20 protein-coding genes are annotated in these 26,135 nt (G+C 71.8%); 10 read left to right on the forward strand and 10 right to left on the reverse strand.

The genetic code is table 11. The annotated features are described in order from the left end of the window. The first annotated feature begins 49 nt into the window (after positions 1-49). The 5 genes from ABZ642_RS33105 (at position 50) to ABZ642_RS33125 (ending at position 4,308) form a co-directional block, all read left to right on the forward strand. The gene (locus ABZ642_RS33105) at positions 50-646 is read left to right on the forward strand and encodes a TetR/AcrR family transcriptional regulator (protein WP_360490648.1); all 597 of its coding nucleotides are present in this window, start codon (positions 50-52) and stop codon (positions 644-646) included. Positions 647-759: 113 nt separating this feature from the next. Continuing rightward, positions 760-1,917, forward strand: coding sequence for an acyl-CoA dehydrogenase family protein (locus ABZ642_RS33110; RefSeq protein WP_360490651.1), 1,158 nt, complete (start codon positions 760-762; stop codon positions 1,915-1,917). 35 nt (positions 1,918-1,952) lie between these two features. Continuing rightward, complete coding sequence (locus tag ABZ642_RS33115) at positions 1,953-2,819, forward strand: acyl-CoA thioesterase II (protein ID WP_360490653.1); 867 nt, start codon at positions 1,953-1,955, stop codon at positions 2,817-2,819. A gap of 10 nt (positions 2,820-2,829) precedes the next feature. After that, positions 2,830-3,837, forward strand: coding sequence for a cation diffusion facilitator family transporter (locus ABZ642_RS33120; RefSeq protein ID WP_360490656.1), 1,008 nt, complete (start codon positions 2,830-2,832; stop codon positions 3,835-3,837). Positions 3,838-3,960: 123 nt separating this feature from the next. Further along, entirely contained in the window at positions 3,961-4,308 is a 348-nt protein-coding gene (locus ABZ642_RS33125; protein WP_360490659.1) for a hypothetical protein, read from the forward strand. 103 nt (positions 4,309-4,411) lie between these two features. On the opposite strand, the gene ABZ642_RS33130 is transcribed toward ABZ642_RS33125, so the two are convergent. Continuing rightward, positions 4,412-5,200 (reverse strand): phosphatase, encoded by a 789-nt coding sequence (locus ABZ642_RS33130; RefSeq protein ID WP_360490662.1) that lies wholly within the window; start codon positions 5,198-5,200, stop codon positions 4,412-4,414. A 65-nt stretch (positions 5,201-5,265) separates the two neighbouring features. Next, positions 5,266-6,810: a PucR family transcriptional regulator ligand-binding domain-containing protein gene (locus ABZ642_RS33135; RefSeq protein ID WP_360490665.1), complete on the reverse strand. Its 1,545-nt coding sequence runs from the start codon at positions 6,808-6,810 to the stop codon at positions 5,266-5,268. Positions 6,811-6,934: 124 nt separating this feature from the next. On the opposite strand from ABZ642_RS33135, the gene ABZ642_RS33140 reads away from it, so the two are divergent. From ABZ642_RS33140 to ABZ642_RS33150, 3 genes are read left to right on the forward strand one after another with little or no spacing between them, the layout of a single operon-like run. Further along, complete coding sequence (locus tag ABZ642_RS33140) at positions 6,935-8,392, forward strand: sodium:solute symporter (protein WP_360490668.1); 1,458 nt, start codon at positions 6,935-6,937, stop codon at positions 8,390-8,392. Between the two features lie 57 nt (positions 8,393-8,449). Further along, positions 8,450-9,418, forward strand: coding sequence for an agmatinase (speB, locus tag ABZ642_RS33145; protein ID WP_351734961.1), 969 nt, complete (start codon positions 8,450-8,452; stop codon positions 9,416-9,418). Next, the gene (locus ABZ642_RS33150; RefSeq protein WP_360490672.1) at positions 9,415-11,100 is read left to right on the forward strand and encodes a thiamine pyrophosphate-binding protein; all 1,686 of its coding nucleotides are present in this window, start codon (positions 9,415-9,417) and stop codon (positions 11,098-11,100) included. The genes speB and ABZ642_RS33150 overlap by 4 nt, the downstream gene beginning before the upstream one ends. Positions 11,101-11,156: 56 nt before the next feature. On the opposite strand, the gene ABZ642_RS33155 is transcribed toward ABZ642_RS33150, so the two are convergent. The 6 genes from ABZ642_RS33155 to ABZ642_RS33180 form a co-directional block, all read right to left on the reverse strand. Beyond that, entirely contained in the window at positions 11,157-11,513 is a 357-nt protein-coding gene (locus tag ABZ642_RS33155) for a peptidase inhibitor family I36 protein (RefSeq protein WP_360490675.1), read from the reverse strand. A gap of 142 nt (positions 11,514-11,655) precedes the next feature. After that, positions 11,656-12,462, reverse strand: a complete 807-nt coding sequence (locus tag ABZ642_RS33160) for an endonuclease (RefSeq protein WP_360490678.1) — start codon at positions 12,460-12,462, stop codon at positions 11,656-11,658. A gap of 138 nt (positions 12,463-12,600) precedes the next feature. Beyond that, on the reverse strand, positions 12,601-14,952 hold the full coding sequence (locus ABZ642_RS33165; RefSeq protein WP_360490681.1) for a glycosyltransferase family 39 protein: 2,352 nt from the start codon (positions 14,950-14,952) through the stop codon (positions 12,601-12,603). A 118-nt stretch (positions 14,953-15,070) separates the two neighbouring features. Further along, entirely contained in the window at positions 15,071-16,108 is a 1,038-nt protein-coding gene (locus tag ABZ642_RS33170) for an esterase-like activity of phytase family protein (RefSeq protein WP_360490684.1), read from the reverse strand. Positions 16,109-16,262: 154 nt separating this feature from the next. After that, positions 16,263-17,108 carry a serine hydrolase gene (locus ABZ642_RS33175; RefSeq protein WP_360490687.1) on the reverse strand — a complete coding sequence of 282 codons (846 nt, stop codon included), beginning with the start codon at positions 17,106-17,108 and terminating at the stop codon, positions 16,263-16,265. A gap of 124 nt (positions 17,109-17,232) precedes the next feature. Beyond that, positions 17,233-18,945: an MOSC and FAD-binding oxidoreductase domain-containing protein gene (locus ABZ642_RS33180; RefSeq protein WP_360490845.1), complete on the reverse strand. Its 1,713-nt coding sequence runs from the start codon at positions 18,943-18,945 to the stop codon at positions 17,233-17,235. A gap of 244 nt (positions 18,946-19,189) precedes the next feature. Between ABZ642_RS33180 and ABZ642_RS33185 the strand changes: the two genes are divergently transcribed. Then, positions 19,190-22,924, forward strand: coding sequence for an ABC transporter ATP-binding protein (locus ABZ642_RS33185; RefSeq protein ID WP_360490690.1), 3,735 nt, complete (start codon positions 19,190-19,192; stop codon positions 22,922-22,924). Between the two features lie 146 nt (positions 22,925-23,070). Next, positions 23,071-23,463 (forward strand): hypothetical protein, encoded by a 393-nt coding sequence (locus ABZ642_RS33190; RefSeq protein WP_360490693.1) that lies wholly within the window; start codon positions 23,071-23,073, stop codon positions 23,461-23,463. 61 nt (positions 23,464-23,524) lie between these two features. On the opposite strand, the gene ABZ642_RS33195 is transcribed toward ABZ642_RS33190, so the two are convergent. After that, the gene (locus ABZ642_RS33195) at positions 23,525-24,142 is read right to left on the reverse strand and encodes a hypothetical protein (RefSeq protein WP_360490696.1); all 618 of its coding nucleotides are present in this window, start codon (positions 24,140-24,142) and stop codon (positions 23,525-23,527) included. Positions 24,143-24,243: 101 nt separating this feature from the next. Then, positions 24,244-26,067, reverse strand: coding sequence for a glycoside hydrolase family 3 protein (locus ABZ642_RS33200; protein ID WP_360490699.1), 1,824 nt, complete (start codon positions 26,065-26,067; stop codon positions 24,244-24,246). Positions 26,068-26,135 lie beyond the last annotated feature (68 nt).

The following is a 26,135-nucleotide window of genomic DNA, read 5'->3' on the forward strand; positions in this document are numbered from 1 at the left end:
ATTTCCCTCAGGTTAACGACCGCTAACCTCCCTGTCTAGAATTGCCCTCATGGTCACGAGAACCGATGCCCCGACCCGTCGCGAGCAGATCCTCAAGGAGGCCGCCCGGCTCTTCGCCGAGCGCGGCTTCCACGGTGTCGGTGTGGACGAGATAGGCGCCGCGGTCGGCATCAGCGGGCCCGGTCTCTACCGGCACTTCCCGGGCAAGGACGCGATGCTCGCGGAGCTGCTGGTGGGGATCAGCGGACAGCTGCTGAAGGGTGCGAAGCGGCGGCTGGCGGAGGCCGACGGGGAGAGCGCGCCGTCGGCGGTCCTGGACTCCCTCATCGAGGGCCATATCGACTTCGCCCTCGACGACCGCCCGCTGATCACCCTGCACGACAGGGAGCTGGACCGCCTGCGCGACAGCGACCGCAAGCTGGTGCGCCAGCTGCAGCGCCAGTACGTCGAACTGTGGGTGGAGGTCCTCCGCGAGGTCTACCCCGCCCTGCCGGAACCCGCGGCCCGCTCGGCGGTCCACTCGGTCTTCGGCCTGCTGAACTCGACCCCGCACCTGGGCCGGCCGGGTTCCCTGCCGGGGCGCGGGACGACGGCGGTACTCCTGCACCGGATGGCGCGGGGTGCCTTCGAGGCCGCGGCGGCGTGATGAGCGTTACCCCTGTACCCCCTGCTCCGCCCTGGACCCATCCGCCTACCCACCGGTACGGTGAAGTCTGAGCAAGCGCTTAGACATATGAACCGTGCCTGGAGGTGGCGGCCGTGCGCCGTACGTTGTTCAACGAGGATCACGAGGCGTTCCGGGAGACCCTCCGCGCCTTCATCGAGGCCGAGGTCGTACCCGCGTACGACGAGTGGTTCGCGGCCGGCCAGGCGCCCCGCGACTTCTACTACAAGCTCGCCGAGCTGGGCGTCTTCGGTATCCGCGTCGACGAGGAGTACGGCGGCGCCGGCATCGACTCCTACAAGTTCGAGGCCGTCCTGTACGAGGAGACCGCCCGTGCCGGTGTCTCCTTCGGCGGTTCCGGTGTGCACGTGCTGCTCGGCCTGCCGTACATAAAGCTGCTCGCCAACGACGAGCAGAAGAAGAAGTACCTGCCGAAGTTCGTCTCCGGCGAGGAGATGTGGGCCATCGCGATGACCGAGCCGGGCACCGGCTCCGACCTCGCGGGCATGAAGACCACCGCCAAGCTCTCCGAGGACGGCACCCACTACGTCCTCAACGGCGCCAAGACCTTCATCACCGGCGGTGTGCACGCCGACCGCATGATCGTCTGCGCCCGTACCTCCGCGCCCACCAAGGAGGACCGCCGCCACGGCATCTCCCTGTTCGTGGTGGACACCAAGGCCGAGGGCTACTCGGTCGGCCGCAAGCTCGACAAGCTCGGCCTGAAGACCTCCGACACCGCCGAGCTGGCGTTCGTCGACGTCAAGGTGCCCGTCGAGGATCTCCTCGGCGAGGAGAACAAGGGCTTCTACTACCTCGGCCACAACCTCGCCTCCGAGCGCTGGGGCATCGCCTTCGGCGCCTACGCGCAGGCCAAGGCGGCCGTCCGGTTCGCCAAGCAGTACGTGCAGGAGCGGGTGGTCTTCGGCCAGCCCGTCGCCGCCTTCCAGAACACCAAGTTCGAGCTGGCCGCCTGCCAGGCCGAGGTGGACGCGGCCGAGGCCGTCGTCGACCGCGCCACGGAGGCCCTCGACGCCGGTGAGCTGACCCCGGCCGAGGCCGCCAGCGCCAAGCTGTTCACCACCGAGGTCGCCCACCGCGTGATCGACCGTTGCCTCCAGCTGCACGGCGGCTACGGCTTCATGAACGAGTACCCGATCGCCCGCCTGTACGCGGACAACCGTGTCAACCGCATCTACGGTGGCACCAGCGAGATCATGAAGACGATCATCGCGAAGGACATGGGCCTGTAAGGTCCCCGCAATTACCGGCCAGTAGAAAAGGTGCCATGAACGAGGCACTGAACGATCTCCTCGATCTGCTCGACCTGGAGCAGATCGAGGAGAACATCTTCCGAGGCCAGTCCCGGTCCGCCGTGGTCCCGCGCGTGTTCGGCGGGCAGGTCGCGGCCCAGGCGCTGGTCGCCGCCGGGCGCACGGTCCCGGCGGACCGGCACGCCCACTCGCTGCACGCGTACTTCCTGCGCGCCGGCGACCCGGGCGCGCCCATCGTCTACAACGTCGAGCGGATCCGCGACGGCCGCTCCTTCACCACCCGGCGCGCGGTCGCCGTCCAGCACGGCAGGCCGATCTTCGCCCTGTCCGCGTCCTTCCAGGTGTACGAGGACGGCCTCGACCACCAGACCCCGATGCCGCCCGCGCCGGACCCGGAGACCCTGCCCACCTCGGCGCAGCGGCTGCGCGGCTACGACCACCTGCCGGCCACCGTGGTGGAGAAGTTCCTGGAGGCCCGCGAGGCGATCGACCTGCGCTACGTCGACGACCCGCCGTTCGGGAAGTTCGGCGAGCCGCGCGAGCCGCACAGCCAGGTGTGGTTCCGGACCGCCGGCAAGCTCGACGACGACCCGCTGCTGCACGTGGTGCTCGCGACCTACGTCTCCGACATGACCCTGCTGGACTCGGTCCTGCTCGCGCACGGCCGCGGCGGCTGGGCCGTAGGGGACGTGGTGGGGGCCTCGCTGGACCATGCCATGTGGTTCCACCGGCCGTTCCGCGCCGACGAGTGGCTGTTGTACGACCAGGAGTCCCCGTCCGCGTACGGGGGCCGCGGGCTCGGGCAGGCCCGGATCTACACCCAGGACGGTTCACTGGCCATTTCCGTGATCCAGGAGGGTGTCGTCCGCGTCCCCAGGTAGAACTGGGGGCATGTCCGAAGCCGAACAGAGTGGCGGAGCCGACCGGCGCGGCGGAGCCGAACAGGATGGTGGAGCCGAACAGGGCGGTGGCGAGAGCACCGTCACGGTGATCGTCGCCGCCGTGGCCAACCTCGGGATCGCCCTCGCCAAGGCGGTCGCCGGGGTGATCAGCGGGTCCAGCGCGATGCTCTCCGAGGCGGCGCACTCGGTCGCCGACACGGTCACCGAGCTGCTGCTGCTCACCGCGCTCAAACGCAGCGAGAAACCCGCCGACGAGGAGCATCCGTTCGGCTACGGCCCCGAGCGGTACATCTGGGCCATGCTGGCCGCCGTCGCCACCTTCGTCGGCGGCGCGGTCTTCTCTCTCTACGACGGCATCCACACCCTGACCGCGGGCGAGGAGCTGGGCAACCCGCTGGTGTCGTACGTCGTCCTCGCGGTCGCCTTCGTCCTGGAGGGGTTCTCCCTGCGTACGGGGCTGAAGCAGGCGTACGGCGAGGCGGCCCGGTTCCGGGTGTCGTTCAAGCTGTATCTCCGGCGCACCCCCGACACCGCCGTGAAGGCCGTGGTGATGGAGGACTCGGCCGCGCTCGTCGGCCTGGTGCTCGCGGCAGGCGGCCTGCTCGGCGGGCAGCTCACCGGCTCCGGCGTCTGGGACGGCCTCGCCTCCCTCCTCATCGGCGTGCTCCTGCTGTACGTCGCCTGGGTGCTGGGCCGCTCGAACGCCGAGTTCCTCATCGGCCGGCCGCTGCCGAGGCCGGTACGGGAGCGGATCCGGGCGGAGCTGCTGGAGTCCGAGCACATCGTGGCCGTACTGGAGCTGACCACCCTGGTGCAGGGCCCGAACGAGGCGCTGGTCGCGGCCAAGGTGGACTTCCGGGACGTGTCGACGGCGGCCCAGATCGAGTGGGCCTGCGAACGGGCCGAACAGCGGCTGCGGGCCGCGTTCCCCATGATCGGCCGGGTCTACCTGGACCCCACTCCGGGGCCCGCGACCTCGGTCGATCACGGGCGGTGAGCACCCGAAGTGCCGCGCGACTTGTCGCGGATTAAGCTCTATGAGTGAAATGCCGCACAGTGCATGTGCCGCATAGCGGACGTGCCGCGTAGCGGACGTAAGTCCGGCAGAAAGGTATTTCCCATGCGAGTACAGCGCGTGAGGCGCATCGCGGCGATGTCCGCCGCCGGCCTGCTGCTGGCCGGCGGGGCCGCGATCGGCGCCGCGGGCACCGCCTCGGCGGCCCCCGCCTCCACTCACCAGAACGTGGTCACCGGCGGCTTCGGCTGCAACTCCCGCTACGGTGGCGGGTTCAACAACTGCCGTTACGGCGGCGGCTACGGCGGCGGCTACGGGTTCGCCCCCGTCGCGGTCGTCCCTGTCGTGGTCGTCCCCACCGTCGGGTACGGCTTCGGCGGCGTCGGCTACGGCGGGCTGGGCTACGGCGGGCTCGGCTACGGCGGCTTCGGCTACGGCGGCCTCGGGTTCTGATCCGACCGGACGCGAACAGACATCAGCCACATTCGGGGTCTAGGCCAGGCCATGAGGTGCGGTTCCCGGCTCCCGGGGCCGCACCTCGCCCGGTTGTGCCCGGTTACGCCAGCCCCGCCTCCGACAGCAGGTACGCGGTCATCGGGTCGTAGAAGCGCGGGCTGAGCACGTGGTCGTCGAGCGGTACGGCCACCTGGAGGGTGCCCTCCGCCTCGGCGAGGAACAGTGCCGGGTCGTTGCAGTCGGCGTAACCGACGGAGTCCAGGCCCACCTGCGCCGCGTACCCCGCCCAGCCGTGGTCGGCGACGACCAGTTCGGGCGCCGGCCGTCCTTCGCGCTCCAGGCCGCCCAGGATCGCCTTCATCGGCTCACCGGAGTGGGTGTGCCACAGCGTCGCCCCGTGCTCCAGGACGGCCACGTCGGCGAACTGCATGACGTACCCCTCGTCCGTCTGCAGCCCGTCCGGGATGACCACGACCTCGCAGCCGGCGGCGCGCAGCGCGGCCGCCGTCGCCCGGTGCACGTCCAGCAGGCCGCCCGGGTGCCCGGTCGCGAACAGCACCCGCTGCCGCCCCTCGGCCGCCTTGCGCAGCCGCGCCGCCAGCCGGTCCAGGCCGTCCGCGGTCAGCTCGGGGTCGATGGTGTCCTGGCCGTACCGGTACTCGGGATCGTCGTTCACCCCGACCCGCTCGGCCATCACGGCCAGCACGTCCTGCTCGTCGGTCCAGCGGTCGCCGAGTTCCAGTCCGAGCCACCAGTTGCGCTCGCCGTTGGCCAGCTTGCGGTAGTGGAGCAGGTTGTTCTCGCGGGGCGTGGCGACATCGCCCGCGATACGGGTCTTCACAAGGTGCTCGACGAGCTCGGCGCGGCTGGGTGTCCCGGGTATCGGCATGGCCCCATTGTGAGGCAGGGCGCTGCGCGATTCCCCTGCGTATCGCCCGCTGGGACGTGCGTCACTCACTCCTGCCGCAGCGCGAACCACAGCTCCATCCGTACGTCCGGGTCGTCGAGTTCGGCCTCGAGGAGCGCCGCGCAGCGGGCGATGCGCTGGCGCACGGTGTTGCGGTGGACGGCGAGTGCCACCGCCGTGCGGTCCCAACTGCCGTGCAGGGAGAGCCAGGTGCGCAGGGTGTCGGCGAGGGCGGGGTGCTCCGCGAGGGGGCCGAGGAGGGCGCGGGCGTGGGCGTGGGCCTCCTCTGCCGGGATCAGGTCGTCCAGTGCGGGGCGGGTGCTGTGCCGGACCAAGGGGGTGCGGGTCGCTCGGGCCCGGGCCAGGGCGCGGGCCGCTTGCGCGGCGGCGGCCGGGAGTTGTCGTGCGGGTACGGGGGCGCTGACCCCCAGGGTCCAGCCGGGGTGTGGTGCGGGTTGCCGGTCGGCGGTGACCAGGAGCTGGACGATGTCCCCTACCGGGTCGACAAGAGCCGAGCCGAGTGAGGCGCCCAGTGCGGTGGCGGCCAGGAGGTCGGGCGGCTGCGGGGGCGTGGGGGCTTGTCGCGCCCCGCGGCGGAGCCGCATGTCGGCAGGGTCCTGCGCCCCTGGGGTGGGACGGTCGCCTTGGTCGTTCGGACAGGCATGTACGACCAGCCAGTCGTCGACCTTGCCCAGCAACGGCGCCACCTCCTCCGCCGTCCCGCCCAGCAGGAGCCGTACGAGTGCGGAGGTGCGGGCCGCGCCCGAGCCGCTGTGCTGTTCGCCGGTGAGGAGGGTGAGCAGGACCGCGGCCACCGAGGCGATGGTGTGGTCGCCCGGTTCGCGGGCCGGGGTGGCCACCCCGAGGACGAAGCCGGTGCTGAGGGTGTAGGCCGCGAGGTGGGTGCCCGCCGTGGCGTGGGTCGCCGAGGTGGGGGTGCCGGGGCCCGACGGTCGTACCACCTCCGTCAGCTCGGCCAGCGAGCCGCGTACCGGTGCCTCCGGCTCCCGCCCGGCCGAGGCGGTCTCCGCTCCCTCCGGGCCGTACAGGGCCGTCCAGCCGCCCACCCGCTGGGCCAGCTGGCGCAGCACCGAGGGGACCGGGTCGGGGCGGGCGGCGGCCGCCGCGAGGCTCTGCTGCGCCTCGGTGACCCGGCGCAGCTCGGCGAGGCGGGCCTGGGCCATCAGCTGCCAGACCGCGCGGGCGACGGCGGAGAAGGTGGTCCCCGGCGGGACCTCGATCAGCGGGAGTTCGTACGCCTCGCAGGCCGCGACCAGGGCGCGCGGGACGGTGTCGTGGACGGGGGCCAGCCCGAAGCCGAGGGCCGCGCCGCCCGCCGCCACGATCCGTGACACGTAGTCGTCGAAGTAGGTGCCCGAGCCGGCCGCGTCCGGGATGTGCACCCCGGCGGTCAGCAGCAGCTCCCCGCCCAGCAGGTAGGGGTACGGGTCGGCCATCTCCGAGGTGTGCGCCCAGTGGACCACCAGGGACGGGTCGGAGGGTCCGGCGATCTGGCGCAGGGCGAGGTCCTCGCGGGCCAGCAGGGCGGCGAGGGGCACCGGGGGCGTGGGGGGAACAGCGGGATCCGGCATGGTGTGCGTTCCCTCCATCCGGTGGGGCTCGAATGGATGAAACGTACACTTCGCAGTCGCTTTCCGGCCACCTAGTGTCGATGACCGTCACCCACCGGCGAGACCCCCGGCGAAGGAGGGCCCTGTGGCCGTCGACTACGCAGTGATCGTGATCTATCTGGCCGGCATGCTGGCCATGGGCTGGTGGGGCATGCGCCGCGCCAGGTCCAAGAGCGACTTCCTGGTGGCGGGCCGCCGCCTGGGTCCCGCCATGTACTCCGGCACCATGGCCGCGATCGTCCTCGGCGGCGCCTCCACCATCGGCGGCGTGGGCCTCGGCTACCGGTACGGCCTCTCCGGCGCCTGGATGGTCTTCACCATCGGCCTCGGGCTGCTGGCCCTGTCGGTCTTCTTCTCGGCCCGGATCGCCCGCCTCAAGGTGTACACGGTCTCCGAGATGCTGGACCTGCGGTACGGCGGCCGGGCCGGCGTGATCTCGGGTGTCGTGATGTGGGCGTACACCCTGATGCTGGCCGTCACCTCGACCATCGCGTACGCCACGATCTTCGACGTCCTCTTCGACATGAACCGGACGCTCGCGATCGTCATCGGCGGCTCGATCGTCGTCGCCTACTCGACGCTCGGCGGCATGTGGTCGATCACGCTCACGGACATGGTGCAGTTCGTCGTCAAGACCATCGGCGTGCTGCTCCTGCTGCTGCCCATCGCGGTGGTCAAGGCCGGCGGCTTCGCCGAGATGAAGGCCAAGCTGCCCACGGCGTACTTCGACCCGCTGGGCATCGGCGGCGAGACGATCTTCACCTACGTGCTGATCTACACGTTCGGGATGCTCATCGGCCAGGACATCTGGCAGCGCGTGTTCACGGCCCGGGGCGACCGGACGGCGAAGTGGGGCGGCACCGTCGCCGGCACCTACTGCCTGGTGTACGCCCTCGCCGGCGCCGTGATCGGTACGGCCGCCAAGGTGCTGTACCCGAAGCTGGGCAGCCCGGACGACGCCTTCGCGACCATCGTCAAGGACGAACTCCCCATCGGGGTGCGGGGGCTGGTGCTGGCGGCCGCGCTCGCCGCCGTGATGTCGACCTCCTCCGGCGCGCTGATCGCCTGCGCGACCGTCGCCAACAACGACATCTGGTCGCGGATCCGGGGGAAGGCGAGGTCCGGTGACCACGACGAGGTGCGGGGCAACCGCGTCTTCATCCTGATCATGGGCGTCGGGGTGATCGGCACGGCCATCGCGCTCAACAACGTCGTCGAGGCGCTGACCGTGGCGTACAACCTGCTGGTCGGCGGCCTCCTGGTGCCGATCCTCGGCGGGCTGCTGTGGAAGCGCGGCACGGTCCAGGGCGCCCTCGCCGCCGTGACCGTCGGCGGCCTCGCGGTGATCGGCCTGATGGCGGGTTACGGCATCCTCGCCAACGAGCCCGTCTACTACGGCCTCCTCGCCTCCCTGGCCGCGTATGTCGCCGTCTCCCTGGCGACCAGGCCGACCGACGCGGCCGTGCTGGCCAACTGGCGGGCCCGGCTCGCGGGCCGCGCAGCCCCCGAACTCGTGTCCGAACCGGTTCCGGCCGCCCAGTAAAGTCGTAGACAGAAGCAGTGCATACGCGACGAAGCGTAGGAAAGAAGGCATGACCTCATGAGCAGCAACGAGACACCCCGCGGCCCCGTCGACTCCTCCCGCATCCCGCGGTACGCCGGTCCCGCGACCTTCGCCCGGCTGCCCCGCCTCGACGAGGTCGGTACCGCCGATGTCGCCGTGGTGGGCGTGCCGTTCGACTCCGGTGTCTCGTACCGGCCGGGCGCCCGCTTCGGCGGCAACGCCATCCGCGAGGCGTCCCGGCTGCTGCGCCCCTACAACCCGGCGCAGGACGCGTCCCCCTTCGCCCTGGCGCAGGTCGCGGACGGCGGGGACATCGCCGTCAACCCGTTCAACATCAACGAGGCGGTCGAGACGATCGAGGCGGCGGCCGACCAGCTGCTCGGCACCGGCGCCCGGCTGATGACCCTGGGCGGCGACCACACCATCGCCCTGCCGCTGCTGCGCTCGGTGGCCAGGAAGCACGGTCCGGTCGCCCTGCTCCACTTCGACGCCCACCTGGACACCTGGGACACCTACTTCGGCGCCGAGTACACCCACGGCACCCCGTTCCGCCGGGCGGTCGAGGAGGGCATCCTCGACACCTCGGCCCTCTCCCACGTCGGCACCCGCGGCCCGCTGTACGGCAAGCAGGACCTGACCGACGACGAGAAGATGGGCTTCGGCATCGTGACCTCGGCGGACATCTACCGCCGGGGCGCCGACGAGGTGGCCGACCAGCTCCGTCAGCGCATCGGCGACCGCCCGCTGTACATCTCGATCGACATCGACTGTCTGGACCCCGCGCACGCCCCGGGCACCGGCACGCCCGAGGCCGGTGGTATGACGTCCAGGGAACTGCTGGAGATCCTGCGCGGACTCTCCTCCTGCAACCTGGTGTCGGCGGACGTCGTCGAGGTGGCCCCCGCGTACGACCACGCGGAGATCACGTCGGTGGCGGCCTCGCACACGGCGTACGAACTGACCACGATCATGACCCGACAGATTGCCGAGGCTCGTTCGAAGTGACCCACGACCACGACCTGGTACTCCGCCCGACGGAGGAGCAGACGGCCGCAGCCCTCGACCCGCCCGCCGGCCGCAACGGCGGGGACCTGGTCGTGGAGACGCTGGCCGGACTCGGCGCGACGACGGTCTTCGGACTGCCCGGCCAGCACGCCCTCGGCATGTTCGACGCCCTGCGCCGCTCGTCGCTGCGCTATGTCGGCCTGCGGGTGGAGAACAACGCGGGCTTCGCGGCGGACGCGTACGGCAGGATCACCGGCGAGGCGGCCCCGCTGCTGCTGTCGACCGGTCCCGGCGCGCTGACCTCGCTGGCCGCGCTCCAGGAGGCGGCCGCGGCCTCCGCGCCCGTGCTGGCGATCAGCAGCCAGATCCCGACGGCCGGCCTCGGCGGCGGCCGCCACGGCTACCTGCACGAACTCCCGGACCAGTCGGCCTCCTTCCGGGGCGTGGTGAAGTCGGTCCACACCGTCCGCACCCAGTCGCAGATCCCGTCCGCTCTCGCGGCGGCCTGGAAGTCGGCCCTCTCCGCCCCGCACGGCCCGGTGTGGGTGGAGATCCCGCAGGACGTGCTGCTGGCCCCGACGCCGCTCCCGGTGGTGACGGCGATGGACGCCACCCCGGACGAGCTGCCGCCGCGCCCCGAACTGACCGCGGTGGCGGCCGACCTGCTGTCCCGCGCGGCCCGCCCGGCGATCATCGCGGGCGGCGGAGTGGTACGGGCGGACGCCTCGGGCAAGCTGCGGCAGCTGGCCGAGCGGCTGAACGCCCCGGTCGTCACCACCTTCGGCGGCAAGGGCGCCTTCCCCTGGCAGCACCCGCTCTCCCTCCAGTCCTGGCTGGAGGACCGCCACACCACGGACTTCCTGGAGGACGCGGACGTCCTGCTGGTCGTGGGCTCGGGCCTGGGTGAACTCTCCTCGAACTACTACACGTTCAAGCCCCGGGGCCGGGTCGTCCAGATCGAGGCGGACCTCGGCAAGCTGGAGGCCAACCACCCGGCGCTCGGCATCCACGCGGACGCCCGGCTCGCGCTCCAGGCCCTGCTGGAGACGGTGTCCCCGCGCGCGGACGACACGGCGGCCGACCGGGTACGGGACCTGCTGTCCCGGGTCTCGGAGCGCGTCGCCGCCCAGGAACTCACCCTGGAGCAGGACGTGTTGGCGGCGGTCCGCCGGGCTCTCCCGCGGACGTCCCCCTCCTTCTGGGACATGACGATCCTGGCCTACTGGGCATGGTCGGCGTTCGACCCGCAGGGCACCAACCTCATGCACTCGGCCCAGGGCGCCGGCGGTCTCGGCTACGGCTTCCCGGCGGCGCTCGGCGCGGCCGCGGCCGACCCGACCCGCCCGGTCCTCGCGGTGTCCGGCGACGGCGGCGCCCTCTACTCCATAGCGGAACTGGCGACGGCGCGGCAGCACGACCTCCCGGTCACCTGGCTCATCGTGGACGACGGCGGCTACGGCATCCTGCGCGAGTACATGACGGACTCCTTCGGCGAGGCCACGGCGACGGAACTGGCCCGCCCCGACTACGTGGCGCTCGCCGAGTCCTTCGGCGTCCCCGCCGTCCGCACCACCCCCGAGACCCTGGAGACGGACCTGGCGAAGGCCCTGTCGACCCCTGGGCCCTCGGTGGTCGTGCTCCCGGCACTGCTGCGGATGTTCGCGCCGACGCATCTGGGCTGAGTGCGAAGTGCCCCGGGCAGGCCGCCCTACCGGCCGGCCCGGGGACGGTGACCGGTTCAGCAGGCGCCGGCGCCCACCCCGTCGATGCGGCCGCCGAAGTCGCCGAGGTACTGGGAGCGCCAGTCGCCGTTGAAGACGTCGCGCTTCTCGGTCGGGGACCAGTTGACGAGGCAGGCGCGGGTGGAGGCGACGAAGGAGCCGACGTGGTCGTGGAGGCCCGGCGGCATGTCGCGGTATCCGCTGCGGGCCGTCCACTCCCAGTAGTCGCCGCCGAAGCCCTCCCCGCTCCAGAAGCACACCGAGCCGTCGGGACAGGAGGGGGCGGCGGCCGCGTGCGCGGAGGCGCTCTGCGCGGGCACCACCAGCGCGGTCAGCGCGAGCGCGGCGGCGAGGGACCAGGTACGAAGCTTCACGAGGCTCTCCGTAAAAGGGAGTTGGGGACACCCCGGCGGAACTGCCGGGGCGCCCCCATGCTCCTGGGCGATCACACGGACACGCCCGAGCCCAAGATCGACTTCACCTGTGTGAGGTAACTAGTCGTTCAACATCACCGGGCTACCAGATCGCGTCCACCCACTCCGGGTGGTCGATGAACGGGTTCCGGTTGTGCTGGTAGGTGCTGTAGATGACGTCGTTGCGGTTCTCCTCGAAGGAGTCCGGCGGGTCCTCGTCGTTCCACTGCTTGAGGACCGAGAGCTTGCCGATGTACGGGTTGGAGCCGTTGGCGACCTTGTCGTCGGGCTCCAGGTTCGCGAACCCGTCGTCGCCCTCGTAGCGGACGGCCATGTAGAGGATCATGCGGGCCACGTCGCCCTTGACCGCGTCGCGCGGCTCGAAGGAGTCCGAGTCGGCCTTGCTGCCGCCGCTGTTGGTGAAGGTGGAGCCGCCCTCGTCGAAGTCGAGGTTGCCGCGCTTGCCGTTGACCGCCACGTCCTCGGGACGGATGTGGTGCAGGTCCGTGCCGGGGCCGGTGGACGTGGTGAGGTCGCCGTGCGAGATCGCCCACACGTGCTCACGGTTCCAGTCGCCGCTGTCACCGCCGTTGAGGGTCTTGCTGCGCGAGATGCCCGAGTACAGCAGGATCACGTTGCTGCTGTTGTTCGGGTCCTGGTCGGTCTTCTTCAGGGCGTCCCACAGGGCCGAGTACGACAGCTTGGTGACGTTCGCGCTGATGATCGTGTGCAGGGACGACTTGAGGCTCGTCCCCGTCTTGCCGATCGCGTTCTTGTAGTACGTCGAGTCGTACGCGGTCGTCGTGGCGGCGGCCGGAGTCGCCGTCAGCGCCGGGGCGGTCAGGCCCACCAGGACGGCGGCGGTCGCCAGGGCCACCGACTTCCAGCGCCGGATGTGTGTCGCCAGCATAAAGAGTTTCCCATCTACGCGGGTTGATGAGGCGGCAAGAAGGAGGGTGACATGAACATGAGGACGGCGCGGTGAACGGGACGTAAAAAGAAACCCCCGACCGTGTGGTCGGGGGCCTCTTCGGGTGTCGGGGTTACGTCAGCCGACGTCCGACGGGTCCAGCCGGTAGAGCGTCGAGGTGGACGCAGAAGACGAAGTGGACGAAGACGTCGAGGACTTGGAGTTCGAGGTCGAGTTCTCCGTAGTGCCCGTGCTCTTGCTGTAGGCGCTCTCCTTCACCGCCGTCCCGTTCTTCTGCACCCAACTGGTCACCTCGGAGCTGAGCGTGTTGTTGCCGCCCATGCCCATACCGCCGCCGCCGACCTGGATGTAGTGCAGCTTGCCCGCCTTCACCAGTTCCTTCAGCTTGGCGACGGTCATCGCCTTGTCGGATCCGGTGAAGCCCCACATGGAGATCACCGGCTCCTCGGCGCTCAGCTCGATCTGGGCCGCGGACTGGGAGTTGGAGACCGCGAGCAGCCAGGTGGCGCCGTCCATGTGCTTCTTCAGGTAGGCGATCAGGTCGCTGCTCACGCCGCCGCCCATACCGCCGCCCATGCCACCGCCGCCGAAGCCGCCGCGCTGACCGGTGCCGCCGCCTGCCTCGCCGGTCCCGCCGGTGCCGTTCGGCGGGGTGCCGCCCGCCTCGCCGGTGCCACCGGTCCCGCCGGCCGCACCGCCCGGCAGCTCGCCGTTCGCGCCACCGGGGAAGCCGCCGCCCTGCTGGGTGCCGCCGGGCGCCTGGCCATTGGTACCGCCGGGACCGCCGGTGCCGCCGGTGCCGCCGGCCGCACCCGTACCGCCGCCCGGCGCCTCGCCGTTCGTGCCGCCGGGGAAGCCGCCGCCCATCTCGCCGCCGGCCTCGGCGTTCTGCCCGCCCGGGAAACCGCCCCGGTTGCCGCCGCCACCGCCGGGACCGCCGCCGAAGCCGCCGCTGCCCGTCGAGGGGCCGGCCGTCGGGTTCGTACCGCCCATGCCACCGCCGGCGGAGCCGCCGAACGGGTCCGCCGCCGCGTATGCCGTCGGACCGGCCAGCGCCGCGATCACGGCCGCCGCCACCGAGGCCGTGAGAAGGCGGGCCCGGTTGCCGGACCGGAAGAGGATCATGCCCACGATGCCGGCCACCGTCAGGACGCCGATCGTCGGCCACAGCCAGGTGTTCCAGCCGGAGGCGCGGCGGAGCAGGACGATCGCCCAGATGCCGGTCACGCCGAAGGCGGCCGGGAGGACCCAGAGCCACCGCTTGTCGGTGCGGAACGCGTGCAGCAGCATCGCGCCACCGCCGCCGCACAGCGCCGCGACGCCCGGGGCCAGCGCGGTCGTGTAGTACGGGTGCATGGTGCCCTGCGCGGTCGCGAAGATCACGTAGTGCAGGAGGGTCCAGCCGCCCCACAGGACCAGCGCCATCCGGCGCAGGTCGGTGCGGGGAGCGCGGCCGCACAGCACCAGGCCGCCGATCAGGGCGATCGCGGAGAAGGGCAGCAGCCAGGAGATCTGGCCGCCGAGGATGTCGTTGAACATGCGGCCGAGACCGGCGGAGCCGGAGAAGCCGCCGCCGCCACCACCCCCGCCGCCGTTGCCCTCGCCGCCGAAGACGCGGCCGAGACCGTCGTACCCCATGATCAGGTCCCAGGCCGAGCCGTCCGTGGAGCCGCCGATGTAGGGGCGGTCGGAGGCCGGGACCAGGGAGACGGCGATCGCCCACCAGAAGCTGGAGACGGCCAGTACGACCGCGGCGAGCGCCAGGTTGACGATCCGCTTCACCCACGGGGCCTTCGACGCGTACAGGTAGAGCGCGAAGACGGCCGGGAGCGCGATCCAGCCCGCGAGCAGCTTGGTGTTGAAGGCGAGGCCGAAGCAGGCCGCCGAGCCGAGCAGCGGGAGCAGCTTCTCGTCACGGGTGGCGCGGAACGCCAGCGCCGCGCCCGCGACCATCAGGAAGACCAGGATCGTGTCGGGGTTGTTGTCGCGGTTGATCGCGACGGTGATCGGGGTCAGCGCGAGCACCAGCGCGGCGACGGTCGCCGCGCCGTGGCCCCAGATCCGCTTCAGGTTCGCGTGCAGGATCCAGATCGTGCCGAGGCCGGCCGCGACCTGCGGCACCATCATCTGCCAGGTGCCGAAGCCGAAGATCCGGCACGACAGGCTCATGACCATGGTCGCGAACGGCGGTTTGTCGACGGTCAGGAAGTTGCCCGGGTCCAGCGAACCGAAGAACCAGGCCTTCCAGCTCTTCGTGCCGGCCCAGATGGCGCCGCTGTAGAAGGTGTTCATGCTGGAACCGGAGAGGTTCCAGGAGTAGAGCACCGCCGCCAGGATCAGGATCGCGATCAGCGCGGGCAGCGACCAGCGCGGTGCCTTGTCCGGCAGGGGAGCCGCGGGGGTCGCCGTGGGCGGCGCCCAGTCGGGGGACACGGTCGTGGGGGGAATGGGATCGGTGGCAGATGTCACCAGCCCACCATGCAGACGGCCGATGGGTGAGGGCTGTGCCGATCCTGGGCGCAGGCTGTGGGTGGATGAGATATGGGTAAGAGGGCGGCCGGTGCGACCGCCCTTCGGAGCCGCTGTCTCAGTGCGCGCGGACCGACAGGCGGTAGAACCGGGTCGTCTGGGCCGCGTTCTGGTTGTCGTCGCTGACCAGGAGAACCTTGTACGCGCCCTGGGAACGGCCGGTGACCACCATGCCCTCGATGTTGTCGAGGAGCGGGTTGGGCTGCGGCTGCTTGGCCGTGGCGCCCAGGGTCGGGCAGGTCGCGATGTCCGTGAGCAGGGTCTTCCTGATCAGCCGGACGCCGGGCTGCCCGGTGAGGTTGGCGATGCCGCTGGTGTCGGTGGCGTGCCGCGGGTCGGCCAGGAAGAGGCGGACGGTGTTGCCGACGCCGGCGGTGAACCCGCGCTCCAGGACGAGGAGACGGCCGTCGGGGAGCGCCTGGACCTCGGGGACGCCGAGGATCGGGTCGTCGGTGCGGTAGGCGTACTGGGCCGACAGCCTGAAGTGGTCGCCCTTGGTCCGCTGCCAGGTCTGGAAGCGGACGATCCCGGCGGTGTCGCCGGAGAGGGCGTACTCCATGGAGGCCAGCAGGGTGCGGCCGCCGTTGAGGAGGGTCAGGCCCTCGAAGGTCTGGTTGGAGGTGGCCCGCCCGGCCGGGGAGACCAGCAGCGACGACGGCACGGGGAGGCGGTCCAGGATCCTGCCGTCCACCGAGTAGCGGCGGATCGACGGCTCGGTCTCGGAGGTGACCAGCCGGGTGCCGTCGCGGTCCACGACCAGGCCCTCGGAGTCCAGCGCGGCGCCGTTCTCGTCGGCGAGCTGGACGACCTTCTTCGGCGCCAGCGTCCTCGCGTCGAGGTCGAAGAGCGAGGACCGGTCGGAGAGGGCGGCCAGGGAGCCGTGCCGGTCCAGGGCGAGGGCCGAGAAGTTGCCGACGAAGGTGCCGTCGAAGGTCGTCTTGTCGAGGGCGTCGGAGAAGCCGTCGATGGAGACCGTGGACGAACAGGCTTCGACCGGGGCGGACTTGGCCGACGCGACGGCGGGTCCGGCGGCGGACAGGCAGGTGGCCGCCGCCAGGCCGGCGGTGACGGTGGCGAGTACGGTTCGCAGGCGCATGGCCGTCACCGTAGGGCGGATCGGTGAAGGGCGGGAGACCCGCTCGTGAAAGGTCGGGTCGGGGTCGGGCCACCCACCGGCTCGGAGCCGGATCACGGTACGACCACGGCCGGGTCATGGCCGGAGCACGCTCCCGCCATGACCCCTGGCGGGCTCAACTCGCCGCCAGATCCTTGTGGATGGCCTTCGCGATGCCCTGGATCGTGGTGATCCCGTAGTTCATGGTGCTGTTGTCGTGGGTCAGCACGGTCAGCATGTAGTCGTGGCCGCCGCCCTTGAAGGTGCCGAGGCTGTGTACCCGCCAGCCGTGCGTGGAGCGCGACAGCCAGCCGTTCTTGACGTGCACGGAGACCCCGGAGGGGACGCCGTACGGGGTGCCCCAGCGCTGGGACGAGATGACCTGCCCCATCAGCTTCTGGATGTACGCCCGTGAGTTGTCGCTCAGGACCGTGTTCTTGGCGGTGATCAGGGTGAGCAGCCGCTGCTCGTCGTGGACGTCGATCTGGGTGAGACCCCAGTAGCCGTTGGCGCCCGGGGTGGTCTGGGTCATCCCGGCGGCGGTCAGGAACCCCTTGATCTTCGTCATGCCGAGCTGCTTCCACAGCTTGGTCGTCGCGTCGTTGTCCGACTTGGTGATCATGGCCTTGGTCAGCGTCTGCTCGGTGGTCGTCAGATAGCGGTTGTGCTTCTTGGCGTCCCACAGCAGCGTGGCCAGCACGGTCACCTTCACGGTGCTCGCCGAGTCGTAGTGCGTGGTGGCACGGAGCGTGCAAGTGGTCTTCGTGGAACGGTCGTAGAGGCCGACGGCGATGGTCCCCTTGCGGTTCGCCATCGCCGCCGTGATGTCCTTCTTCAGCTTCGTGGCCAGGCCCGCCTTCGCGGACGTGCAGCTGACGGTGGGAGCGGCTGCCGAGGCGGGTGCGGCCACCCCCGCGGTGAACGCGGCCCCGCCTGCGATCGCCACCAGCACCTTGGCGCGTCTGGATATCCCGTGAGTCATAACCGGATTGACTCGCGAGTTCGCCCGAATGGTTGTACGGGCGGGGAAGGGTTTGACTAGTCGTTACCGGCACGGCGACGGCGGGGTGCCGGTCGCCGCGGCCGGCGCGGCCGCGCCGCCCGGGTCAGAGGTCGAGGACGGTCTCGGTGGCCGGGGTGCTGCAGCAGACGAGGACGGTGCCGGGCTCGGGGAGTTCGAGCGGCGCGGTGGTGTACTCGACGTCGCCTGTCACCAGCGGGGTGACACAGGTGTGGCAGACGCCGGTGCGGCACGACCAGCGGGTCGGGACGTCGCAGGCCTCGGCGAGGTCGAGGAGCGAGCCGTGGGCGGGGGACCACGGGGTGGTGACGCCGCTGCGGGCGAAGGTGACGAGGGGGCCGGTGCCGGGGGGACCGGACGGCTGGTGCGGGCGGACCGCGGCGGTGGGGGTGACGCCGGGGTTGACGGCGGCGAGCGCGCTGAACCGTTCCGTGTGGATCCGCTCGGGGCGCAGACCGTGAGCGCGCAGCAGGTCGCCGAAGTCGTCCATGAAGGCGGTGGGCCCGCAGAGATAGGCGTCGGCGTCGGCCGGGACGCCGAGGGCGGTGAGTGACGCGGCGGTCGGGCGGCCCCGGGTGACGTGGTCCTCGCCGGGGCGTGGGCCGTCGGCCGTGTAGTAGATGTGCTCGTGGGCGTCGGGGAGCCGGGCGAGGAGGGTCCGGGCCTCGGCCGCGAAGGCGTGGTGGGCGCGGTCGTGGGCGGTGTGGAGCCACCAGAGGGGGCGTGGGTCCCGGGCGGTGGCGAGCCGGTGCAGCATGGCGAGCACGGGAGTGGCACCGATGCCCGCGGAGGCGAGGACGACCGGGCCGGTGCCTTCGCCGAGTACGAACGTGCCGCGTGGGGCGGCGACGTCCACGAGGTCCCCGGCGCGGAGCCCGGTGTGGAGGTAGCCGCTGACCCTCCCGTGGGGCTCGTGCTTGACGCTGATGCGGTAACCGCCGGCCGCGGGCCCCGAGGACAGGGAGTAGCTGCGCACCTCGTGGGCGGCCTCGCCGGTGGTGAGGCGGACGGAGAGGTACTGGCCCGGGCGGGCCTCCGGCAGCGGGGTGCCGTCGGTGGCGGCGAAGTAGACGGAGGCGATGTCGGCGGTCTCGCGGACGATACGGGCGACCCGCAGGGGTCGGAAGCCCGGCCATCCCGGCTGGTCTCCTGGCTGTCCGGCGGCGGCCAGTTCCCGGAAGGACTGCTGCCAGCCGGGGCTGAGGGCGGGGATGTCCAGCGCGGTGCGCAGCTTCGCGGGGTCGCGGCCGGGGAGGTAGAGCAGCGCGTCGGTGTCGGCGACGCTGAGCTCTCCCGGACCCTTGCGGGTGAGGGCGATCTCGTCGCCGGCCCGGACGTGTCCCTCGGTGAGCACCCGCAGGTAGAAGCCCGGGCGGTGGTGGGCGACCAGGAGGGCGGCCATGGTGGGCTCGCCCAGGCGCATGCCGACGCGGTAGCAGGTGACGCGTGGCTGGGTGACCTCGAACTCCGCCTCGCCGATCCGGTACCGGTCGCCGATGCACACCTCGTCGTCGGGCAGGCCGTCGACGGTGAAGTTCTCCCCGAAGCTCCCGAAGGTCAGGTCGTCGCGGCCGAGCTGCTTCCGCCAGTACCGGTAGGAGTCCAGCTGGTAGACGAGCACGGCCCGGATCTCGCCGCCGTGCCCGGCCAGGTCGCCCTGGCCGTCCCCGTCGATGTTCAGCCGCCGCACCATACGACGGCCGGACACGGGCGCCTTCCACGCTCCGGTCCGCACGGTCCGCCCCTGCCAGGGCACGTCCTTCGGCAGCCCCACGTTGACGGACAGCAACGTCCCCATGGCGACCTCCCGCGGGCACCCGGCCGTCAGACCCTCCTGGTCATGCATCCTGCTGCCTCCTGCGGGATTCCGCGAACGGAGGACGACCACGGGGCCGGGTCCCGTCGGCCGGAGGCACGGCGGCCCAGGTCCATGGGCCGAGTCCGCTGCGACCAGCGACCGAGGTTTTGTTGCGGAGGGATGAAATCCGGTTCCGTGCGTGTTGTGGCCATGCGGAAGAACAGGGCGAACGGAGGGCGGCCGCGTGGCAGCGCAACAGGGGGAACGGCAGGGCTGGGCGCGCAGGCTGGCGGGGTATGCCTGGCGGCACCCCCGGGACGTCGTCCTCGCGCTCGGGTCCTCGCTGGCGGGTATGGCCGTGCTGGCCGTCGTGCCCCTGATCACCAAGGTGATCATCGACGACGTCATCGGTGATCACAGCCGGGGCATGGGCGCCTGGGCCGGTGCCCTGATCGGCGCCGCCGTGCTCGTCTACGCCGCCACCTTCGTGCGCCGCTACTACGGCGGCCGGCTCGCCCTCGACGTCCAGCACGACCTGCGCACGGAGATGTACGCCACCCTCACCCGGCTCGACGGACGGCGGCAGGACGAGCTGTCCACCGGCCAGGTCGTCGGGCGGGCCACCAGCGACCTCCAGCTGATCCAGGGCCTGCTCTTCATGCTGCCGATGACCATCGGGAACGTCCTGCTCTTCGTCATCTCCCTCGGGATCATGGCCTGGCTGTCGGCGCCGCTGACCCTGGTCGCCCTCGCGGTCGCCCCGGCGCTGTACTGGATCGCCAAGCGCAGCCGCAGCAAGCTCCACCCCGCCACCTGGTACGCCCAGGCCCAGGCCGCAGCCGTGGCCGGCGTGGTCGACGGCGCCGTGAGCGGTGTCCGCGTGGTGAAGGGGTTCGGACAGGAGGAGCAGGAGACCGGGAAGCTGCGGGAGGTCGGGCGCCGGCTCTTCGCGGGACGCCTGCGCACCATCCGGCTGAACAGCAGGTTCACCCCCGCCCTGCAGGCCGTCCCGGCCCTCGGCCAGGTCGCGATGCTGGCGCTCGGCGGCTGGCTGGCCGTCCGCGGTCACATCACCCTCGGCACCTTCGTCGCCTTCTCCTCCTACCTGGCCCAGCTGGTCGGCCCGGTCCGGATGCTCGCCGTGGTCCTCACCGTCGGCCAGCAGGCCCGCGCCGGCACCGAGCGCGTCCTGGAGCTGATCGACACCGAGCCGACCCTGAAGGAGGGCACGAAGACCCTGCCCGCCGACGCGCCCGCGACCGTCGAGTTCGACGACGTGTCCTTCGGGTACGACGACGACCGCCCCGTCCTGCGAGGGCTGAGCTTCGAGATCCGGCCCGGCGAGACCCTCGCCGTCGTCGGCTCCTCCGGCTCGGGCAAGTCCACGGTCTCCCTCCTCCTCCCGCGCTTCTACGACGTCAGCCACGGCGCCGTCCTGGTCGGCGGCCACGACGTGCGCGAGCTGACCCTGGACTCGCTCAGGGCCGCGATCGGGCTGGTCCCGGAGGACTCGTTCCTCTTCTCGGACACGGTCCGCGGCAACATCGCGTACGGCCGCCCGGACGCCACCCAGGAGGAGATCGAGGCCGCCGCCCGCGCCGCCCAGGCGGACCGTTTCATCACCGCGCTGCCCGACGGCTACGACACCAAGGTCGGCGAGCAGGGCCTCACCCTCTCGGGCGGCCAGCGCCAGCGCGTCGCGCTCGCCCGCGCCCTGCTCACCGACCCCCGTCTGCTCGTCCTGGACGACGCCACCTCCGCCGTCGACGCCCGCGTGGAGCACGAGATCCACGAGGCGCTCGCGCACGTGATGCGGGACCGGACGACCCTCCTCATCGCCCACCGCCGCTCCACGCTCAACCTCGCCGACCGCATCGCCGTCCTCGACCGGGGCCGGCTGGCCGACATCGGCACCCACGACGAGCTCCAGGAACGGTCCGCCCTCTACCGCCGGCTGCTCACCGACCCCGACGAACTGGGCGGGGTCTCCCCAGGACACGCGATCCCGGCCGCACCGCACGAGGACATGTCGGTACGGGAGGAGCTGGACGCCGAGTTCGACGTCGAGCGCGGCGTGACCCCGCACCTGTGGACCGGCGACCGCGCGCCCAAGGACCTCGCCCTCTCCGGGACCCCGGCCACCCCCGAGCTCCTCGCCCAGGTCGACGCGTTGCCCCCGGCGACCGACATCCCCGACATCGACGAGGCCCGCGCCGTACAGCCGGAGGACTCCTACGGCCTGCGCCACCTGCTGCGCGGCTTCGGATCGCCCCTCCTCGTCAGCCTCGCCCTGGTCGCCGTGGACGCCGGCATGGGCCTGCTGCTGCCGGTGCTGATCCGGCACGGCATCGACCAGGGCGTCACGAAGATGGCGCTCGGCGCGGTCTGGGCGGCCGCCCTGCTGGGGTTGTTCGCGGTGCTCGTCCAGTGGGCGGCCCAGGTCGGCGAGACGCGCATGACCGGCCGTACCGGCGAACGCGTCCTCTACTCCCTCCGCCTCAAGATCTTCGCCCAGCTCCAGCGGCTCGGACTCGACTACTACGAGCGGGAGCTGACCGGCCGGATCATGACGAGGATGACGACCGACGTGGACGCGCTGTCCACCTTCCTGCAGACGGGTCTGGTCACCGCCTTCGTCTCGGTCGTCACCTTCTTCGGCATCATGGTCGCCCTGCTGGTGATCGACGTCCAGCTCGCGCTGGTCGTCTTCGTCACCCTGCCCCCGCTGATCGTCGCGACCTTCTTCTTCCGCCGGGCCAGCGTGAAGGCCTACGAGCTCGCCCGCGAGCGGGTGTCGGTGGTCAACGCCGACCTCCAGGAGTCGGTGTCGGGCCTCAGGATCGTGCAGGCCTTCCGGCGCGAGCAGGACAGCGGCCGCCGCTTCACCGAGCGCAGCGAGAGCTACCGCACGGCCCGTCGCAGGGGCCAGTTGCTGATCTCGGTCTACTTCCCGTTCGTGCAGCTGCTGTCGTCGGTGGCCGCGGCGGGCGTCCTGATCGCGGGCGCCCACCGCGTCGAGGCGGCGACGCTGACGACCGGCGCGCTGGTCGCCTACCTCCTCTACATCGACCTGTTCTTCGCCCCCGTCCAGCAGCTCTCCCAGGTCTTCGACGGCTACCAGCAGGCCACGGTCTCCCTGGGCCGCATCCAGGAACTGCTCCGCGAGCGGACGTCGACACAGGCCGGGGACCAGCCGCGGGAGGTTCCCGAACTGCGGGGTGAGATCGCCTTCGAGGACGTGCACTTCGCGTACGGGGCCGATGAGGAGGCCCTGGGCGGCATCGACCTGACCATCCCCGCCGGGCAGACGGTCGCCTTCGTCGGCGAGACCGGCGCCGGCAAGTCCACCCTCGTCAAACTGGTCGCGCGGTTCTACGACCCGACGGGCGGCCGGGTGACGGTCGACGGCCGGGATCTGCGCACCCTGGACCTCACCGCGTACCGCCATCGCCTCGGGGTCGTCCCGCAGGAGGCGTACCTCTTCCAGGGGACCGTCCGGGACGCCATCGCCTACGGCCGCCCGGAGGCCGGCGACGCCGAGGTGGAGGCGGCGGCCCGCGCGGTCGGCGCCCACGAGATGATCGCCACCCTCGACGGCGGCTACCTCCACGAGGTGGCCGAGCGCGGCCGCAACCTCTCGGCCGGCCAGCGCCAGCTGATCGCGCTGGCCCGCGCGGAACTCGTCGACCCCGACGTCCTGCTCCTCGACGAGGCGACGGCGGCCCTGGACCTGGCGACGGAGGCGCAGGTGAACCTGGCCACCGACCGCCTCGCGGGCCGTCGTACGACCCTTGTGGTGGCCCACCGGCTGACCACGGCCGCCCGCGCCGACCGGGTGGTGGTCATGGATCGCGGCCGGGTCGCCGAGGACGGCACCCACGACGAACTCCTCGCCCGCGACGGCCGCTACGCCGACCTGTGGCGCACCTTCATCGGCCAGTCCGAGGAACCGGAGGAACCGGTCGGCGCCACCCGCTGAGCCGCCGCCGTCGTGGTCTGCCGTGACCAAGGGCGGGTCGTCCGGTCCCTGACGGTCGTGCAACCATCCGACATATGTCGTGCGTCCGTACATCAGTACGGTCATGGCTGGGGCACAGCTGCGGTGCGGTGCGGGAGGGGACGACTGTGGACAGTGGTGCGATACGGCGGCGGCTGGCGCTCGGTGCGGCCGTGCTGGCCGCCTCTGGGGTGCTCGCCCTCGTGGCGCCGGCCGAGGCCCAGGCCGTGACGGCGGCCGACTGCGCCGGACGCCAGGTACGGACGCTGCCCTTCGCCACCGGCACCGTGCACATCTACCGGCAGGGCGGCTACGTCTGCGCGATCACGCTCCCCAAGTCGTCCGGCGGCAGACGCATGATGTCCGTCAGCGTCCAGGCCCGCGGCAACCGCCCGGTCGTCGACAAGGGCAAGTACAAGTACCACGCGGGCCCGGTGACCGTGCACGCCGGGCACCGGTGCGTCTGGGTCAAGGGCGCGGTGGGCCGCTCCTCGGCGAGCTCGGGGTGGATCCTCTGCTGACGCCGTGACCGGCCGTCGGCGTCGAGCGGACGGCTGCGCGGCCGGGGCCGGCATGGGGCGTTCACACGCGGCGGGCGCAGCCCACCGGCCGTTCGCCGCCGAGCCGGACGTACAGGGCCGTCGACGCCGGGCACCGGTCCCGCGTGGTCACCGCCCGCACCACCTCGTACTGCGGCTTGCGCTTTCCCGAGCCGTCGCAGGCGGTCTCCCGGACCTGGCCGTGGCCCGAGCCGTAAACGCAGTCGCCGACGATCGTGCGCGGTCCACCGCCCCCGCCGGGGTCCCCGGGATGCGGTGGCTCCAGGTTGCGCATGCAGGCGTAGCCCTGAGGGATCGTTCCGTCACCGTCCACGTCGCCGCCCGTGCGCTGGGCGCTGATGTGCAGCACGAAGTCGGTGGTGGCCGGGCACGCCGGGCCGGCGGCGACCGTTCCGTCGTACCGGGCGACGACCCGGGCCGCCGCCCGTTCGCTGGTGCAGGGCACCTCGGTGAAGCCGGCGGCCCGAAACGAGCTGCACTCGTCGACCGCGAGGAACCGGGCACCGTACCCGGAGGCCGTCGGACTCCCCGCAGGCCGCGCGCTGCCCGCCGGTTCCCCGGACGAGGACAGCCGGCACCCGGCCGACAGCAGGGCGACGGCGAGTGTCACCAGCACCCCGGCGAAACGTCTGCTCCTCATACCAACCCCCCTGCCAGCGTGGCCCGCGATCACGGCCCACGCCAGCTGTGCGGGATGTTTTCCGCCTGTTGGGGGTGTTACGCCCGATCCGTTACGTACGTCTAGTACGTCAGCCCATGGCCGATCGGGTACAGCACCTGCGTCGGATCGTCCGCCCGCTGCACCGGCACCGGCAGCCTGCCGCGTGGCGCGACCCGGCCGGCGATCACCCGGGCCGCGGCCCGCAGTTCGACGTCCGTCCAGGAGTAGGACGCCAGGCAGGCCCGCACGGCGGGCAGTTGGGCGATGTCGTACGGGTTGCGCACGGCCACCGCCACCACCGGGCGGCCGGTCGCGAGCAACTGCTCCACCAGCCGCCGCTGTCCGCTGTCCGCCGTCACGTTGTACGTCCCGACGACCACCGCGTCCACCTCCTGGGCCGCCGCGACCGCCTTGTCGATCGTCGCCGCGGACGGCTCCGTACCGGTGGCCAACGCGGTCGCGGTGAAGCCGAGTTCGGTGAGGGCGGCGGCGAGCACACCGGTGGGCGGCCCCGTCGTCCCGGACGGGGAGGCCGGGTCGGCGCCCACCACCAGCACCCGGCCGTGCGTGCGGCGGGACAGCGGGAGCAGGCCGCCCTCGTTGACCAGCAGGGTGGTGGTGCGCTCGGCGATCCGGTCGGCGGTGGCGAGGTGCCGGGCCGTGCCCACCACCCGGTCGACGTCCTTGGCGTTGACGTACGGCCGGTCCAGCAGCCCCAGCCGGGACTTCAGCCGCAGGATGCGCAGGATCGACTCGTCCAGCCGCGCCTCGGTCAGCTCCCCGTCCTGTACGGCCTTCAGGACGGCGTTCCAGGCCACGTCCAGGGTGGGTGGGTTGAGGAGCTGGTCGACCCCGGCCTTCAGGGCGAGCACCGGGACCCGGTCGTCGCCGTACTTGGTCCGCACGCCCTCCATGCCCAGCGAGTCGGTCACCACGACCCCGTCGTAACCGAGTTCACCGCGCAGGATGCCGGTGAGGACCGGGTGGGAGAGGGTCGCCGGGTCGCCGGAGCCGTCCAGCGCCGGGAACTGGATGTGCGCGGTCATGATCGAGTCGATGCCCGCCCGCACCGCCGCCCGGAACGGGACCGCGTCCAGCTTCTCCCACAGCTCCCGGCTGTGCGTGATGACCGGGAAGCCGGTGTGGCTGTCGACGGCGGTGTCCCCGTGGCCCGGGAAGTGCTTGGCGGTGGCCGCGACCCCGGCGTCCCGGTACCCCTGCGCCTCGGCGGCGACCAGGGCGCCGACCGCGTCCGGGTCGGCTCCGAAGGACCGTACGCCGATGACGGGGTTGGCCGGGTTCACGTTGACGTCGGCGTCGGGGGAGTAGTCCTGCCGGACGCCCATCGCCCGCAGCTCGGCGCCGGAGATCCGGCCGAGGGTACGGGCGTCGGCGCGCGAGCCGCCCGCTCCCATGGCCATCGCGCCCGGGAAGAGGGCCGCGGGCGTGCCGATCCGGCAGACGGCGCCGTGCTCCTGGTCGGTGGCGATGAGCACGGGGAGGCCGCGCGGCTGGTCCAGGGAGGCCCGCTGGATCCCGTTCGACAGTTCGGCGATCTGCCGCGGGTCCCGGGTGTTGTGCGTCCAGGTGAAGTAGATGATCCCGCCGACGCGGTACCGGGCGATCAGCTCGGCGGCCGTACGGACGCCGATCTCCTTGCGGTTGGCATCGATGTCGGCCTGGTCGGGGGCGGTGGCGGAGTGGCCGTAGACCCGCATCACGAACAGCTGGCCGACCTTCTCCTCAAGGGTCATACGGGAGATGAGCGAGTGGAGCTTCTTGTCGTCGGCGTTCCGGTGGTCGGCGTTCTTGTCGTCCGAGCCGAAGGCGTACGCGCTGTTGCCGACGGTCAGCCCCGCGGTGACGCCCGCGGTCGCGGCGAGGACGGTGCGTCTGGAGGGCACGTGCGCTCCTTCCGGTGGGGAACCGGCTGAAGGAAACTTCCGTAGGCACACCAATATTCGGGAAGTTT

Origin of the sequence: Streptomyces sp. NPDC007157, assembly GCF_040634235.1 — a bacterium.
Lineage (GTDB): Bacteria > Actinomycetota > Actinomycetes > Streptomycetales > Streptomycetaceae > Streptomyces.